10 protein-coding genes are annotated in these 15,255 nt (G+C 67.0%); 8 read left to right on the forward strand and 2 right to left on the reverse strand.

Going from position 1 to position 15,255, the window contains the following annotated elements; genetic code table 11:
• Positions 1 to 9: 9 nt before the first annotated feature.
• Genes MRY80_RS12685 through MRY80_RS12700 form a run of 4 tightly spaced genes read left to right on the forward strand, consistent with a single transcriptional unit; the run spans position 10 to position 5,045 of the window.
• Complete coding sequence (locus tag MRY80_RS12685) at positions 10 to 435, forward strand: hypothetical protein (RefSeq protein WP_293291387.1); 426 nt, start codon at positions 10 to 12, stop codon at positions 433 to 435.
• The gene (locus MRY80_RS12690) at positions 432 to 2,381 is read left to right on the forward strand and encodes a hypothetical protein (RefSeq protein ID WP_293291388.1); all 1,950 of its coding nucleotides are present in this window, start codon (positions 432 to 434) and stop codon (positions 2,379 to 2,381) included. The genes MRY80_RS12685 and MRY80_RS12690 overlap by 4 nt, the downstream gene beginning before the upstream one ends.
• A 28-nt stretch (positions 2,382 to 2,409) precedes the next feature.
• On the forward strand, positions 2,410 to 3,567 hold the full coding sequence (locus MRY80_RS12695; RefSeq protein ID WP_293291389.1) for an iron-containing alcohol dehydrogenase: 1,158 nt from the start codon (positions 2,410 to 2,412) through the stop codon (positions 3,565 to 3,567).
• A 26-nt stretch (positions 3,568 to 3,593) separates the two neighbouring features.
• A complete protein-coding gene (locus tag MRY80_RS12700) occupies positions 3,594 to 5,045 on the forward strand; it encodes an NAD-dependent succinate-semialdehyde dehydrogenase (RefSeq protein ID WP_293291390.1) in 1,452 nt (483 codons plus the stop codon).
• Positions 5,046 to 5,100: 55 nt separating this feature from the next.
• On the opposite strand, the gene MRY80_RS12705 is transcribed toward MRY80_RS12700, so the two are convergent.
• On the reverse strand, positions 5,101 to 7,140 hold the full coding sequence (locus tag MRY80_RS12705) for a cellulose synthase (protein WP_293291391.1): 2,040 nt from the start codon (positions 7,138 to 7,140) through the stop codon (positions 5,101 to 5,103).
• A 220-nt stretch (positions 7,141 to 7,360) separates the two neighbouring features.
• On the opposite strand from MRY80_RS12705, the gene bcsN reads away from it, so the two are divergent.
• The 4 genes from bcsN (at position 7,361) to MRY80_RS12725 (ending at position 14,059) form a co-directional block, all read left to right on the forward strand.
• Positions 7,361 to 8,350 carry a cellulose biosynthesis protein BcsN gene (gene bcsN, locus MRY80_RS12710; RefSeq protein ID WP_293291392.1) on the forward strand — a complete coding sequence of 330 codons (990 nt, stop codon included), beginning with the start codon at positions 7,361 to 7,363 and terminating at the stop codon, positions 8,348 to 8,350.
• 40 nt (positions 8,351 to 8,390) lie between these two features.
• Positions 8,391 to 10,568, forward strand: coding sequence for a UDP-forming cellulose synthase catalytic subunit (gene bcsA, locus MRY80_RS12715; protein WP_293291393.1), 2,178 nt, complete (start codon positions 8,391 to 8,393; stop codon positions 10,566 to 10,568).
• Between the two features lie 4 nt (positions 10,569 to 10,572).
• Positions 10,573 to 12,855 carry a cellulose biosynthesis cyclic di-GMP-binding regulatory protein BcsB gene (locus MRY80_RS12720; protein ID WP_293291394.1) on the forward strand — a complete coding sequence of 761 codons (2,283 nt, stop codon included), beginning with the start codon at positions 10,573 to 10,575 and terminating at the stop codon, positions 12,853 to 12,855.
• Positions 12,856 to 12,979: 124 nt separating this feature from the next.
• A complete protein-coding gene (locus tag MRY80_RS12725) occupies positions 12,980 to 14,059 on the forward strand; it encodes a glycosyl hydrolase family 8 (RefSeq protein ID WP_293291395.1) in 1,080 nt (359 codons plus the stop codon).
• Positions 14,060 to 14,140: 81 nt separating this feature from the next.
• Here the strand turns inward: MRY80_RS12725 and MRY80_RS12730 are convergent, their stop codons facing one another.
• A complete protein-coding gene (locus MRY80_RS12730) occupies positions 14,141 to 15,214 on the reverse strand; it encodes a pyridoxal-phosphate dependent enzyme (RefSeq protein WP_293291396.1) in 1,074 nt (357 codons plus the stop codon).
• Positions 15,215 to 15,255: the final 41 nt, after the last annotated feature.

Genomic DNA, 15,255 nt, shown 5'->3' on the forward strand with positions numbered 1-15,255 from the left:
GACCGTTGAATGTCCAAGCCAGCGTCAGTTGAGCGCGATCTGCTCGTCTTCTCGATCTGGGCCGTCCTCGGCCTGGGCGGACTGGCGTTCCTGCTCGAGGGCTTCGCCCGCGATTCCTATCTGGTTTCGCTCGCTGGCGTCGTGACGATCATCGCCGGGTTTGTCGCCCACATCGTCGTCAACGGGGTGTTCGGCTGCAGCTTCAAGCCGGGCGAGGCGGCACTCGGCATCGGCGTCTTCGGCGTGCTGGCCCTGGTGTTCATCGCCGGCTGGGCAAGCGGCGGCCTGTCGCAGAACGACTACTGGTCCGGGCTGACGCTGTTTGCGGCGCTGGGCTTCGGTTTGCCGATCTACCTTTCCACCCGGTACGGGCTGCGCGGCGCCTTCTCGCGCTTCCATCTCAAGCCGGCCGACAGCGGGAAACCGAACGCATGAGCAGCGTCGACGTGACAGTCTGGCTTCCGCTCCTGGCGCTGTTCTACGTCGCCGTGCTGCTCTACTGGGCGCGCGTCGCCGTGCGCCAGAGCGAGGGTGCGGACGGCTTCTTCTCGGCAGGGCACGCCATCGCGCCATGGATTTCCGCGCTCGTCATCGCGGGTGCAAGCTTGTCGAGCTGGTTCGTGCTCGGCGGCAGCCGGCAGATCGCGGAGACCGGCTTCCAGATGCCGGCCCTGCTGGTCGCGGGCATCGCCATCGCGCTGCCGGGCGTCGTCTTCTTCAAGCGGCTGTGGTTCGTCGCCGAGCGGCTGCGGGTGTCCTCGCAGGCCGACATTTTCCGCGTCTATTATCAAAGCCCCTTCCTGGTGGTGGTCTCCACCGCGGTGGCCTTGCTCTTCGCCGTCGGTTTCGCCGGCCTGCAGATGCGCGCCGTCGCCGAAGCCGTCACGCTGCTGACCGACGGCGCGGTGTCGCAGCTTGCCGCCAGCGTGGTGCTCGGCTTCGTCCTGTTTGCGGGCGTCGGCATCGGCGGCATACGTGCCATCGCCTATTTCGGCGTGATCCAGACCGTGCTGGTGTTCACCTCCATCGTGACGCTTGCCGGCTTCGCGCTTCTGTGGAGCGGCGGTTTCGGCGCGCTCAACAGCGGGCTTCTGGCCTTGTCGGCTTCGCCCGAGGCGGCGTCCGGCTTCCTCGTCGACGGGGTGATCCATTTCACCGCCGGGCTCGGCCGCGCGGGCGAGGCGGAGGGCGCCAGCACGGCGGTCGCCAATCTCAGCCTCGCGCTGGCCTTCATGGGGTTCCAGGCAAGCCCGCTGGCCCTGAAGCTCGTGCTCTCCACCCGCAGCCCCAACGGCATCGCGGCGGGCCAGACCTGGGTCACCGCCGGCTTCTTCGGAGGCCTCGTCGTCTTCGCGGTCACGCTGATTGGCGTCGCGGGCCTGCTCGACAAGGGACTGACGCTGGACGCGCTCTTCGCGCGGCTGCAGTCGCAGTCGCCATGGTTCGCGGCCTGGATCTTCATCGGCATCGTCGCCGGCGTTCAGCTCCTTGCCGGATTGGCGTTGTTCGCCGCGGGCGAGGGGCTCGTCCGGCATGTCTACAAGCCCTATTTCAATTCGCGCCTGTCCAAGACGGACGCCGTCACGCTGACCCGCATAGCCGTCGCGATCCTCGCCGTCGTCGCCATGGTCATGCAGAACCTGACCCCCGTGACGTTGTCGGCGCTTGCCGCCGTGGCGCTACCGGCCGCGTTCCAGCTCTGGACCCCGCTTCTCGGCGTGACGTGGCTCGGCTGGATCACGCGTCCCGCGGCCATGACCGGCGTCGGCTTCGGCCTGGCCGGCGTGGTGCTGACGGAACCGCTCGGATACGAGATCCTTTCCTTCTTCGGCCTCGAACTGCCGTGGGGCCGGTGGCCGTGGACCATCCATTCGGCGGCATGGGGCATGGCGGCCAACATCGCGGCGGTCCTCATCATCTCGGCGATCACCAACCGCAAGGCGCTCAGCGCCGAGGCGCTCGAAGTCCGGAAGCTCTTCGCCGGGGCGCTGTCCGTCGGCAAGAAGGCGAGGGGGCTGCGCGCCACCGCATGGTCCGTCGCGCTGGCATGGTTCTTCCTGGCCACCGGTCCCGGCCTGATCTTCGGCAACGCCGCCTTCGTGACCCGGGACGGCGAGACCATGACGTGGCTTCTCGGCATGCCGTCGCTGTGGGCTTGGTCGCTGGCGGCCTGGGTCAGCGGTCTCGGGCTGGTCTGGTTCCTCGCCTACAAGATGGAAATGGCAAGCCCCGTTCACGTGGAGATACCGCCCTACACGCCGCCGCGCCGGCTGGAGACAGACCGGTCGACGGTGGAGCAGGAGCGTGTGCGGACCCTTATCATCACCGGTGCGGCCGGCTTCGTGCTGGCTGTCCTGACCGCATTCAGTTTCGGCGGCTGAACGCATCGCAAAACGCGCGGAGAAGACGATGACACCCTTCACCTTCAACACCTCGAAATCGATCCAGTTCGGCGTCGGCGCCCTCGGTCGCATCGGCGAACTCGTTCGCGCCCAGATCGGCGAACGCATCATGCTCGTGACCGATCCGGGCATGATGTCGACCGGCATCGTCGACAAGGCGCTCGACATCCTGAACGCCGCGGGCGTGACCGTGGAACTGTTCAAGGACGTCGAGGCCGACCCGCCGGAAAACGTCGTCCTGCAGGCCGCGGCCCAGGCGCGTGACGCGGGCGTCGAGGGCGTCGTCGGTCTTGGCGGCGGCTCCTCGCTGGACGTCTCCAAGCTCGTCGCCCTGCTGGCGCTCGGCAAGGAGGAGCTGAAGGACGTCTACGGCGTCGGCAACGCGAGGGGGCCGCGCCTGCCGCTGATCCTTGTCCCGACGACATCCGGCACGGGCTCCGAGGTCACGCCGATCTCGATCGTCACCACCGGCACCAACGAGAAGATGGGCGTGGTCTCGCCGGTCATCTTGCCCGACGTCGCCCTGCTCGATCCCGAACTCACCTACGGCCTGCCGCCGCACATCACGGCTGCGACCGGCATCGACGCCATGGTGCACGCCATCGAGGCCTATGCCTCGGCGAGCTCGAACAACAACCCGGTGTCGCGCATGCTCGCCACGCAGGCCCTGACGCTGATGGGGCGCTCGATCCTGAAGGCGGTGCATGAAGGCACCGACACGGAAGCGCGCTCCGACATGCTGCTCGGCTCGATGCTCGCCGGCCAGGCCTTCGCCAATTCCCCCGTCGCCGCGGTGCACGCGCTGGCCTATCCGCTGGGCGGGCATTTCCACATTCCCCACGGCCTGTCGAACGCGCTCGTCCTGCCGCATGTGCTGCGCTTCAACGTGGTGACGTCGCCGCAGCCCTATGCGGAACTGGCGCCATACGTGTTTCCGGAGCTGGCGAAATTCGAGGGACAGGAACGCGCGGCGGCCTTCTGCGACAGCCTCGCCGAACTCTCCGGCGCCTGCGGCCTGCAGCCGAACCTGCGGGCGATGAACATTCCCGAGGAGGTGCTTCCGAAGCTCGCCTCCGACGCGATGAACCAGACGCGCCTGCTCGTCAACAATCCGCGCCCGGTCACCGAAGCCGACGCGCTGGCGATCTATCGCGCCGCCTACTGACGCCGTTTCCATCGAAAGGAATTGCCATGTCACTTGCTCTCAAAGATCCGAGCCTTCTGGAAACCCGCGCCTTCCTCGGCGGCGAGTGGGTGACGACCGGCAAGACGTTTCCGGTGACCAATCCGGCCACCGGCGAGACCATCGCCGAGGTGACCGACCTCACGCCTGAGGATACGGCCAAGGCCATCGACGCGGCCTATCAGGCGCAGAAGGCATGGCGCGCGAAGACCGCCAAGGAGCGCTGCGCCATCCTCCTGAAATGGAACGACCTGATGCTGGAGAACCAGGAAGACCTGGCCCGCATCCTGACCGCCGAGATGGGCAAGCCGCTCGCCGAGGCGCGTGGCGAGATCGCCTATGGCGCGTCCTTCATCCAGTGGTTCGCCGAAGAGGCGCGCCGCGTCTATGGCGACGTCATTCCCGGCCACCAGTCCGACAAGCGCATCGTCGTCATCAAGCAGCCGATCGGCGTCGTCGGCTCGATCACGCCGTGGAACTTCCCGAACGCCATGATCGCGCGCAAGGTCGGGCCGGCGCTCGCGTCGGGCTGCACCTTCGTCGGACGGCCGGCTGAAAAGACGCCGCTTTCGGCGCTTGCCATGGCGGTGCTCGGCGAGCGCGCGGGCATCCCGAAGGGCGTCCTGTCGATCATCACGAGTTCCAACTCGAGGGGCGTCGGCCTGGAGCTCTGCACCAACCCGAAGGTCCGCAAGCTGACCTTCACCGGTTCCACCGAGGTCGGCCGTATCCTGATGACGCAGTGCGCCCACGACATCAAGAAACTGTCGCTGGAACTCGGCGGCAACGCGCCGTTCCTCGTCTTCGACGACGCCGACCTCGACGCCGCGGTCGAGGGCGCGATGATCGCCAAATACCGCAATTCCGGCCAGACCTGCGTCTGCGCCAACCGCATCTACGCGCAGAGCGGCGTCGCCGAGGAATTCGGCCGCAAGCTCGCCGAGGCGACGGCGAACCTCAAGGTCGGCGACGGCATGCAGGAAGGCACGTCCATCGGGCCGCTGATCGACGGCGCGGCGCTGGAGAAGGTCGAGGACCATGTCGCCGATGCGGTCGGCAAGGGCGCGACCGTCGTCACCGGCGGCAAGCGGTCCGATCTCGGCGGCACCTTCTACCAGCCGACCGTGCTGATGGGCGTCGCGAAGGGCATGAAGGTGCTGTCCGAGGAGACCTTCGGCCCCGTCGCGCCGATCATCACCTTCGACACGATCGACGAGGGCATCGAACTGGCCAACGACACCGAGTTCGGCCTGGCGGCCTATTTCTACGCGCGCGACATCTCCACCGTGTGGAAGGTCGCCGAGGAGATCGAAAGCGGCATGGTTGGCATCAACACCGGCCTCGTCTCCACCGCCGAAGCCCCCTTCGGCGGCATCAAATCCTCCGGCCTCGGCCGCGAGGGCTCGAAATACGGCATGGATGAGTTCCTGGAGATCAAATATCTCTGCATGAGCGTCTGAACGGACGCTCGGGGAAACCCGGCTCAGAGCCGTTTTCCGTCCTCGGCCAGCCTCCTCAGAGGTCGCCGAGGGCGCGCATGGCTTCCTTGTTGCCGACGCTGGCCAGCGCCTGGAATATCCGCTTGGCGTCGGAGCGGCGGCCGATGTTGTGATAGGCGAAGGCGCGCAGGACCATCAGGTCCTGGCGTTCCGGCGCGAAGCGGGCGCGCTGGTCGAGCGCGATGATCGTCTCGTGATAGCGGCCGAGGCGGAAGGCGCCGATCGCCCGGTCGGCGAGGATCGCGCTCTGCAGTTCCATCGCGCGCGCAGGTTCCTGCGGCGCGGCGGTTGCCGCGGCGGCGGCCTTGTCGGGCATCTTGAGGCGCAGATAGGCGAGGCTCTTTCCGTAGGCGGCGTCCTTGCGGGTCGCCTGAGCGCCGCTCGCCAGAGCCCGGTCGAAGGCCTGCACTGCCTCCATCGTCCGGTTCAGGTCCATCAGGCACCAGCCGCGATCAAGCGCGCTTTCCGGCGAGATGGTCTGCATGTCGACCGTCGTGGTGCAGCCGGCGGGCTGAGCCGCCCGGCGCGTCGACGGCCTTGTGGTCGTGGTGGTGGTGCGGCTGCGCGCCGGGGTGCTTGCTGCGGCCGTGCGGGCGGGTTCGGTCTCGTCCTTTTCCTCGCCGAGATTGGCGATCCGCTCGGACCGGCCGCGCCATGTCTCCTGGATCTGCGCGACCTCGGCGTCGCGGTTCAGCGCGTTCAGCGCAAGCGCGAGGCCGTAGGCGGCCGGCTCGTGCTCGGGGTCCCATGACAGGGCGGCGCGGAACCAGTCGATGGCGGTGGTTTCCTGGCCGAGATAATGCGCGTACCAGCCGAACTGCTCGGCGGAGACGACGTCGCGCTTCTCGATCACGACGGGCGCCATCCGGTTGAGGACGTCGGCGGCGATCGCCTTGGGCGGTTCGAGGCTCAGGAGGTTGGCGACGGTGGCGAGATAGACCTTGATCGTGTCGTCGCTGACGTTCCGGTATTCGTAGAGCACCGATTCGGCCACGGCGTAGTTCTTCAGTTCGGCTTCGGTCAGCGCCAGCCCCTGGGCGGCTTCCGGCGACTTCAGGCTGTCCAGCGCCGCGCGGAACCAGTCGCGCGCCTGCAGATACATGCCGCGCTGGTAGCTGTACCAGCCAAGCAGGATCGAATCGTCGGGTTCGCCGTCGCGCCGGGCGGCCGTCTTCAGGCGGTCCAGGTAGCTCGCGGCCACGGTGGTGTCGGGCTCGTTGGCGACGCGCGACACCATCGCCCGGGCAAGGTCGTCGCGCACCGCCTCGAATTCGCCCTGGCCGTCGTCGCCGCGCCGTTCCAGCATCAGGAGCGATTCGATCTGCGCGGTGTCGAGGAAGGCGCTCGCCTTGATCACCGTCGCCTGGCGCTCGCCGGGGTCGTCGCAATTCTGCAGGATGAAGCGATAGGCGTCGGCGGCACGGTCGGCGCGGTCGGTCTGCGCGAAGGCCTCGGCGAGCCGCCACATGACGTCCACTTCCGCGCAGGTGAGGAGCTGCGGCGAGCGGGCGGCGACATCGACCACGGTCGCGAAGGCGCCTTCGTTCGATGCCTTGACCAGGGCTTCCCGATCCTTGGCGAGCCGCAGGCTGTCGACGAGCACCTGCGGCGGCAGGAAGCCCGGCGTCGTGTCCTGGATGCGGGCGATCTCGGCCTCGACCTCGTCATAGCGGCCTTCGGCGTAGAGCGCCCAGAGCGCCTCTATCCGCGGGTCGCCCGAGCGCGAATAGTCGAGCGGGTCGTCCGGCGGCAGCCAATCGGGATAGAGCGCCCGCAGTCGCGCGATCTCGGCATGCAGACGCTCGATGTCGCCCTGGGCCGCGAAATATCGCAGGGCGCTTTCGTCCACGTCGGTGCGGCGGGGCGGGGGCGCGGGTGCCGCGGTCGATTCGCTTTCGGCCTGCGCGCTCGTGGTCGCGCCGTCGATCTGCGCGCCCGCAGGCATGGCGCTGCCGGCCGGTCCGACCTGGCTGATCAGCAGCGGCGCGCTGTTGCGGACGGAAAGGCCGTAGTAAGCGGCCGATGCGACTGCGAGAGCGAGGGCAAATATTGCCAAGATTGATGTGCGCATAACCTCTTCGGCCTTTCGGGCACACGAGTTGGCGAGTTTCTGCAAATCTTACTGAACAGGGTAAAGGTTCTCTTAATTTCTCAATCTTACGGTACGTCCATTGAGAGTCGTTCCGATGGAATCGAACCCCGGAATTCAGGCGCTCAGGAGTTGTTTTGGACGGTTTCCCGGCGCCGTGGGTGCGGCGCTCAAGGACAGGCGGATGATGAACCGTTTTCGGCGGAAGGGACGAATTGCTGCGCGGGGCGCCGGTCTGGGCGCGCTGTTGGCGTTGTGCGGCTGCGCGGCGCAGCCCGTGCATCTCGATTCGGAGGTGCGCACGGTCGGCGCGGAGCAGGCCTATATCATGCCCGTTCCCGGCTCCTTCGCGATCACCGGCGTGGTCGAGCAGCGTCACGGCAACGCGGTGGAGCAGAAGATCTTCCTGTCCACCGACTCGTCTCTTGCCGGATCGAACGTCGCGAAGGTCAAGCTCTTCGGCACCAGCAACCAGCACCGATTCGCGGAGAACAATCTGCGCTTCAAGCCGCTGACCGAGCGCCAGATCGCCAACGACGTGCATGACGCGTTCCCGACCGTCAAAATGTTCAAGTCCGACTTCTTCGTCCAGAACGAGTACGGTCCGTTCGGCTACGCGATGGGCCGCCCGTCGTCCGGCGAGTTGTGCATGTATGCCTGGCAGCAGATCCGCGCGCAGGCCAGCAGCAACCCGTTCAACCAGACCGGCGCGCTGCAGATCGACGTGCGGCTGTGCAAGGCCGGCGCCTCCGAAAACGACCTGCTCGCCTTCATGTACGGCTTCACCATCACCGCGGCGGTCGATTCGCCCGGCTGGAACCCGTTCGGTTCGCCGCCGGCCACGCCCGACCGTCTCGGCAAGACCGGCGACCCGATCTATCCGCTGCAGGCGGCCACGGTCCTGCCTCAGCCCGCACCCGTCGCGGCGCCGGCCGCCGCGCCCGTCCGCAAGACGGTTCGCAAGTCCGCGCCCAAGAAAGCTGCCGCGCCGACGCCGACGCCGGCGACCGTGCCCGCCGTCACCGTGCCGTCGCCTGGCGGCGGCGGCTCCGCGGCCGCGAGCCCGGCCGGCATCTCGCCGGACATTGCGGCGCAGAATGCCTCGCTGCAGGGCATCCGCGTTCCGTCCCCGGCCTGCGCGCAGGCCGGCAGCGCCGCGTCGGTGGATTGCCCATGACCCTCCGTTCCGAAAAAGCCGCCGAAAAGGTCACTTCGACATGCGTTCGGTGAACATCTTCCTCTTCTGGGCGGTCAGCGCCGTCGTGCTGGTGTTCTTCATCTTCCTGCCGATCGACCCGCGCACCCAGCTGGTGACGACCTTCGTCGTGCTGATGATCGTGGTCGTGCTGAAATATCTCCAGGCGGAGGGCGCGACGCGGATGGTGCTGCTGGCGCTCGCCACCTCCATCGTGCTTCGCTACGTCTACTGGCGCACGACAAGCACGCTTCCGCCGATTAACCAGCCGCTGAACTTCATTCCGGGGCTGCTGCTGTATCTGGCGGAGATGTTCAGCGTCTGGATGCTGTTCCTCAGCCTGTTCGTCGTCTCCCGGCCGCTGGCGCCGCGTCCGCCGTCTCCCGGCCTTGCCGAAGGCACGCTGCCGACCGTCGACATCTTCATTCCGACCTACAACGAGAATTCGACGCTCTTGGCCCACACCATGGCCGCCGCGCTCAACATCGACTATCCGGCGGACAAGTTCACCGTCTGGCTGCTCGACGACGGCGGCACGGTGCAGAAGCGTAGCGCCATGAACATGGTGGAGGCGAAGGCCGCCGAGGCGCGCCACGCCGAGTTGCAGGACCTGTGCGCGCAGCTTGGCGTGCGCTACCTGACCCGCGAACGCAACGAGCACGCCAAGGCCGGCAACCTCAACAACGGCCTTGCCCATTCCACCGGCGAGCTCGTCGCCGTGTTCGACGCCGACCATGCGCCGGCGCGCGACTTCCTGAAGGAAACCGTGGGCTTCTTCGGCGAGGATCCGAAGCTCTTCCTCGTGCAGACGCCGCACTTCTTCATCAATCCGGATCCGGTGGAGCGCAACCTTCAGACCTTCCAGAAGATGCCGAGCGAGAACGAGATGTTCTACGGCATCATCCAGCGCGGGCTGGACAAGTGGAACGCCGCGTTCTTCTGCGGCTCGGCCGCGGTGCTGCGGCGCGAGGCGCTGGTCATCTCCGAAGGCTTCAGCGGCATGTCCATCACCGAGGACTGCGAGACGGCGCTGGAGCTGCATTCGCGCGGCTGGAACAGCATCTATGTCGACCGGCCGCTGATCGCGGGGCTGCAGCCGGAGACCTTCGCCAGCTTCATCGGCCAGCGCAGCCGCTGGGCGCAGGGCATGATGCAGATCATGCGGTTCCGCTTTCCGGCGTTCAAGCGCGGCCTGACGGTCGCGCAGCGGCTTTGCTACATGTCGTCGACGATGTTCTGGCTGTTCCCGTTCCCGCGGTTCATTTTCTTGTTCTCGCCGCTCTTCTACCTGTTCTTCGATCTGGAGATCTTCACGGCGTCGGGCGGCGAATTCATGGCCTATACGGTCTCCTACATGATCGCCAACCTGTTGATTCAGAACTCGCTTTACGGCTCGTTCCGCTGGCCCTGGATCTCCGAGCTCTACGAATACGTGCAGTCCGTGCACCTTCTTCCGGCGGTCATTTCCGTCGCGCTCAATCCGACCAAGCCGACCTTCAAGGTGACGGCCAAGGACGAATCGGTGGCGCAGAACCGGCTGTCGGAGATCAGCCGTCCGTTCTTCCTGATCTTCTTCGTGCTGCTGATCGCGACCTTCGTGACGGGCTACCGGCTCTACACGGAATCCTACAAGGCCGACATCACGCTGGTCGTCGGCGGCTGGAACCTTCTCAACCTACTCCTGGCGGGATGCGCGCTCGGCGTCGTCTCGGAGCGCGGCGAGCGGCAGACGACACGGCGCGTCAAGGTGCAGCGGCGCGCGGAGGTCGAGGTCAACGGCAAGTGGTATCCGGCGATGATCCGCGACGTGTCCGTCAACGGCGCGGGCATCCAGGTCTTCTCCACCGAGGTCGAGGAGTTCCCGCGCGACCAGATCGGCAATGTCCGCTTCCAGACCCATGGCGTCGTCGCCGAAGGCGATCTGCCGATCAGCATCCGCCACACTTCGGTGAGGGGAGAGATCATCTTCATGGGCTGCCGTTTCGCGCCCGACAGCGTCGCGCATCACAGCCTCATCGCCGACCTGCTCTACGCGAATTCGGAGCAGTGGTGGCAGTTCCAGCATTCCAGGCGCTACAATCCGGGCGTTGTGCGCGGCACGTTCCGCTTCCTCCACATCGCGCTCGTGCAGACCTTCCGTGGCCTCCAGTATCTCGTGCTGCACCGCGAGCCGCAGGCGAAGACCGGCGGGAGCGAGTGACGCGATGAGAGCCCTTCTGTCCGCCACGGTCCTTTCGCTCTCGCTCACGGCGGCCGCGGCGCAGGTGCCGTCCTTCGACATGAGCCCCGAGCGCAATTCGGCTTCGCCGTCGCAGCCGGACGGCTCGACAGCGCCGAAGAGTTCGCCGCTGCCGCAATTGTTCGCGGCGCCGCCCGAGTCCCTTCGGCACTATCTGCTGCAATCGCCGACGCTGCGCCTGCAGGGCGAGACGGCGGTGCGACAATGGGCGTTCAACCTGACCGCCGCCGAAGCCGCGTCGGCGGCGCGCTTCATCCTGGAATACACCAACGCCATCACGGTCGCGCCGGAAGCCTCGCGCCTGACCGTCTCGATCAACAACGCCAAGCTGATCGAGGAAACGCCGCGCGGCGCCGAATATGCCGTGCAGCGCCTGTTCGAGGTGCCGGAGGGCATGCTCAAGCCGGGGCGCAACACGATCCGCGTCCACGCCCAGCAACGTCACCGCACCGACTGCTCGATCGATTCCACCTTCGAATTGTGGACCGACCTGCAGGCCGAGAACACCTATCTGGATTTCGACACGCCCGGTGCGGGGCTGATGCGCAGTTCGTCGGACATCGCCACGGTCGGCGTCGGCGCCGACGGCGTCACCCGCATGCGCATCGTCGTCCCGTCGCTCGGCCGCCAGGCGCCGCCGCGCACGCTTCTGCAACTCGCGCAGACGCTGGCGCTCGCCACCGGTGCCGCGAACACGGCCTACAGCTTCTCCTCGTCGCTGCCGGCCTCCGCCGCGCGGGGAGAACTGGTCGTCCTCGTCGGCACGACCGCCGATCTCTCCCGTCTCGCCGCGGTCGACGCCGACGCCGCGTCGCGCACCTCGGCCTTCATCCGGCTGCCCGAGGGCGGCCAGGCGCTGACCGTTTCGGCGGCCGACTGGCCCGGCATCGCCAACGCCATTCGCCAGCTCGCCGACGCGACCATACCGCCGGTGCGCGAGACGCCGCATGCCGAGGCCAAGGGCGCGACGCGGATCAGCTTTTCCGAACTCGGCGTCTCGGCGCAGCAATTCTCCGGCCGACGCTTCGTGACCGGGTTCGAGATCGGCATGCCGGCCGATTTCTACGCCGGCAATTACGGCAAGGCGCGCATCTATCTCGACGCGGCCTATTCCAGCGACGTCCTGCCCGGCGGCAGTTTCAACGTGACCATCAACGGGCAGCTCGCGACCACCGTTCCGATCACCAAGTCGGGCGGCGCGGTGCTGCAGGAATACCCGATCCGCATCCCGATGCGGCACTTCCGTCCCGGCAAGAACACCGTCGAATTCGAAGCGCTGCTGCCGACAAAGGCCGACACCGTCTGCGCGCCCGGCGCGACGGCCAACGAAACGCCGCGTTTCGCGCTCTTCGGAACCTCGGAACTTGTCATTCCGGAATTCGCGCGCGCCAAGCGCGTTCCAGATCTCGCGGCGACGGCGGCGCTCGGCTTTCCCTATGCCGGGTCCGCGGAGACCGTGGATCTGGTGTTGGCGCAAGAGGACGGCCTGACGCTGTCGGCGGCCGCGACGGTGCTCGGCAAGCTGGCGCAGGCCTCCGGCGCGCCGATCCGCTTCGAGACGGTCGAACCTGGCAGCATCACCGAAGGCCACCACGCCATCCTCGTCGGCGCGATGGGAAGCCTGCCGCCCGACATGCTGTCGAAGATCGAGCTGGCGGCCGCCCCGGAGGGCGAGAACGGCATCGAGCGGCTCGACGACAAGAACCTCGAATTCTGGCAGCAGCGCGTCAGGCCGGGCCGCGTGCTCGGCTGGTTCAGCGGCGCCAGCGAATGGCTGAAGCGGAATTTCGACCTCGATCTCACCACCGCGCGGTTGCTGCCCGCCTCGGAGCCGGAGCGCCAGCTTCCGTCGACCACCGACATCTTCCTTTACCAGTCGGCCGACACCGCCGACGACACCGTCCGCACGATCGTCAGCGCGGGAAGCGCCGCGCAACTCGCCAACGGCGCCGAGGCGATCGCGCTTCAGGACAATTGGGCCAAGGTCGGCGGCATCTTGAGCTACCACGACACGCTCGAAGACGAGATGCTCGCGGTGGAACCGAAGGCGGCGCGCTTCCTGTCGATCAGCCCGCTGAGTTTCACCAATCTTCGCCTGGTGATGACCAACTGGCTGGCGAGCAATTTCGTGCTCTATTCGCTGATCCTGCTGGTCATGGCCGTCACGGTCGGGCTCCTGACGAATGCGTTGCTCGGCTCGCTCGGACGCAGCCACGACGACGAAGCGTCTGACGAGGACGGAATCTGACCGCTTCAATGCAAGGTCCCGCGGCATCGGCGGGTTAACCTTGCCGCCTGTTGGGCGAGGCGGCCGGGGGTTGCGCACTTGACCCCGGCGGGCGATCGTTCTTCTGATCTGGCGGACAACGGTCATGCAACGGAGCAAGTCCATCGACACCTTCGCAAAGTGCCTGCGCATTGTTTCAGGGATCACCTTCATGCTTGCCTTCGGCGCGGGGCTGAGCCCCGCTGGCGCGCAGCAGCGCGTCACCGCCGACGAGTGGCGCGTCTACACCGACAAGTTCGTGGAAGCCGAAGGCCGCGTCGTCGACAACGCCAACAAGAACATCACCCACAGCGAAAGCCAGGGATACGGCCTGCTGCTGGCCTATCTGGCGGGGCAGCCGGCCGATTTCGCGCGCATCTGGGATTTCACCCGCAAGGAACTGTTCGTCCGCGACGACGGGCTGGCGGCTTGGCGCTGGGAGCCCGACAAGTCTCCGCATATCAGCGACTTCAACAACGCCACCGACGGCGACATCCTGATCGCCTACGCGCTCGCCCGCGCCGGGCAGGACTGGGGCGAGACCGACTACATGAAGGCCGCCGCCAAGATCACCGCCGGCATATTGGCGAAGACGGTGGTGCGCCACGCCGGCCGCACGATCCTGCTTCCGGGCGTCGACGGTTTCACCGCCGAAAGCCGCTCGGACGGACCGGTCGTCAATCCGTCCTACCTGATTTTCGAGGCGTTTCCCGTGCTCGCCCAGCTGGTGCCGTCGCCGATGTGGGACGGTCTGAAGAATGACGGGCTCGACCTTCTGCGCCGCGCCCAGTTCGGCCCGGCGAAACTGCCGTCCGAATGGGTGTCTCTCGGGGGCGCGCCCCGGCCGGCCAAGGGCTTCGACGCGGTGTTTTCCTACAATGCCGTGCGCATTCCGCTCTATCTCGTGCGGGCGGGGCTGACGGAGCCGTCGCTTCTCGAACGCGTCGAGACCGGCATGGCGGACGAGGCCGGCGAGCCTTCCGTGATCGACCTGAATTCCGGCAAGCCGCTGGAACCGCTTGCCGATGCCGGCTATCGCATCATCGTCGACGCGATCGGGTGCGCCGTGCGCGGGCGGCCGGTGCGACAGGCCAATACGCGTTTCGAGCCGACCTTCTACTATCCGGCAACCCTGCAATTGCTGACCCTGGCGCATCTGCGCGAGGCGCATCCGGAATGCCTGTGATCCCGATCCCATAATGCCAACTGCCGCGCGACGGCCCCGAACCTCGGGAACGCCACGCGGCAGCCTGGTTCATGACGTCCGTCAGTCCAACCGGGCGGCGGGCGTCGAGCGCGAGATCGTTTCTTCCTCTTCGTTCATGTCGGCGCCGAAGGGCTCGAACAGGGGCGTGGAGAGACAGCGTTCGCCGGTGTCGGGCAGCATCGCGAGGATGGTGGTGCCCGGCTCGGCCGTTTCGGCGATCTTCCGCGCGACGGCGAAGGCCGAACCGCCGGAGACGCCTGTGAGGATGCCTTCCTTGGCCGCCAGTTCGCGCGCCCAATGCATGCCGTCCGGGCCTGCGACGGGCGTCAGTTCCTCAAAATAGCGGTTGTCGATCGCTTCCTGCAGCACCAGCGGCACGAAGTCCGGCGTCCAGCCCTGGATGGGATGGGGTTCGAAGGCCGGATGGCTGACCGCCGGCGAACCGTCCGCCGTGCGTTGCTGGTCGATGCCGGAGCCGACGAGCTGCGCGTTGGCCGGTTCGGCGAGCACGATCTTCACCTCGGGGCGTTCCTTGGTCAGCCTGCGGCCGACGCCGGTGACGGTGCCGCCCGTGCCGTAGCCGGCGACGAAATAGTCGAGGCGGCGGCCGGCGAAGTCGTTCAGGATCTCCTGCGCCGTCGTGCGTTCGTGAATGTCGGCATTGGCCTCGGTCTCGAACTGGCGGGCGAGGAACCAGCCATGGGCCTCGGCCAGTTCCTGCGCCTTGCGGTACATGCCGAAGCCTTTTTCCGCGCGGGGCGTGAGCACCACCTTGGCGCCGAGCATGCGCATCAGCTGGCGGCGCTCGACCGAGAAGCTGTCGGCCATGGTCACGACCAGCGGATAGCCCTTGGCGGCGCAGACCATGGCAAGGCCGATGCCGGTGTTGCCCGAAGTCGCCTCGACGACGGTCTGGCCGGGCTTCAGCGTGCCGTTGCGTTCGGCCGTCTCGATGATGCTGAGCGCGAGCCGGTCCTTGACGGACGCGCCCGGATTGAAGGCTTCCACCTTCACATACATCGTGACGCCGTCCGGGGCGAGATTGTTGATCCGGACCGTCGGCGTGCGGCCGATCGTGTCGAGGATGCTGTCGAAGAGCCGGGTTTCAGTGGGTGCGTTGTTTTCGGTGTTCATTGTCCTGTTCTTTCCTGTTGGTGCGCCATCTCTTCGGCGCG

It is taken from the genome of Oricola sp. (assembly GCF_022763245.1).
GTDB lineage: Bacteria > Pseudomonadota > Alphaproteobacteria > Rhizobiales > Rhizobiaceae > Oricola.

Coding starts and splice junctions, on each gene's coding strand:
- MRY80_RS12730 (WP_293291396.1), bottom strand. CDS start 15,214: ATGAACACCGAAAACAACGCACCCACTGAAACCCGGCTCTTCGACAGC.
- MRY80_RS12725 (WP_293291395.1), top strand. CDS start 12,980: ATGCAACGGAGCAAGTCCATCGACACCTTCGCAAAGTGCCTGCGCATT.
- MRY80_RS12700 (WP_293291390.1), top strand. CDS start 3,594: ATGTCACTTGCTCTCAAAGATCCGAGCCTTCTGGAAACCCGCGCCTTC.
- MRY80_RS12720 (WP_293291394.1), top strand. CDS start 10,573: ATGAGAGCCCTTCTGTCCGCCACGGTCCTTTCGCTCTCGCTCACGGCG.
- bcsA (WP_293291393.1), top strand. CDS start 8,391: ATGCGTTCGGTGAACATCTTCCTCTTCTGGGCGGTCAGCGCCGTCGTG.
- MRY80_RS12685 (WP_293291387.1), top strand. CDS start 10: ATGTCCAAGCCAGCGTCAGTTGAGCGCGATCTGCTCGTCTTCTCGATC.
- MRY80_RS12690 (WP_293291388.1), top strand. CDS start 432: ATGAGCAGCGTCGACGTGACAGTCTGGCTTCCGCTCCTGGCGCTGTTC.
- MRY80_RS12695 (WP_293291389.1), top strand. CDS start 2,410: ATGACACCCTTCACCTTCAACACCTCGAAATCGATCCAGTTCGGCGTC.
- bcsN (WP_293291392.1), top strand. CDS start 7,361: ATGAACCGTTTTCGGCGGAAGGGACGAATTGCTGCGCGGGGCGCCGGT.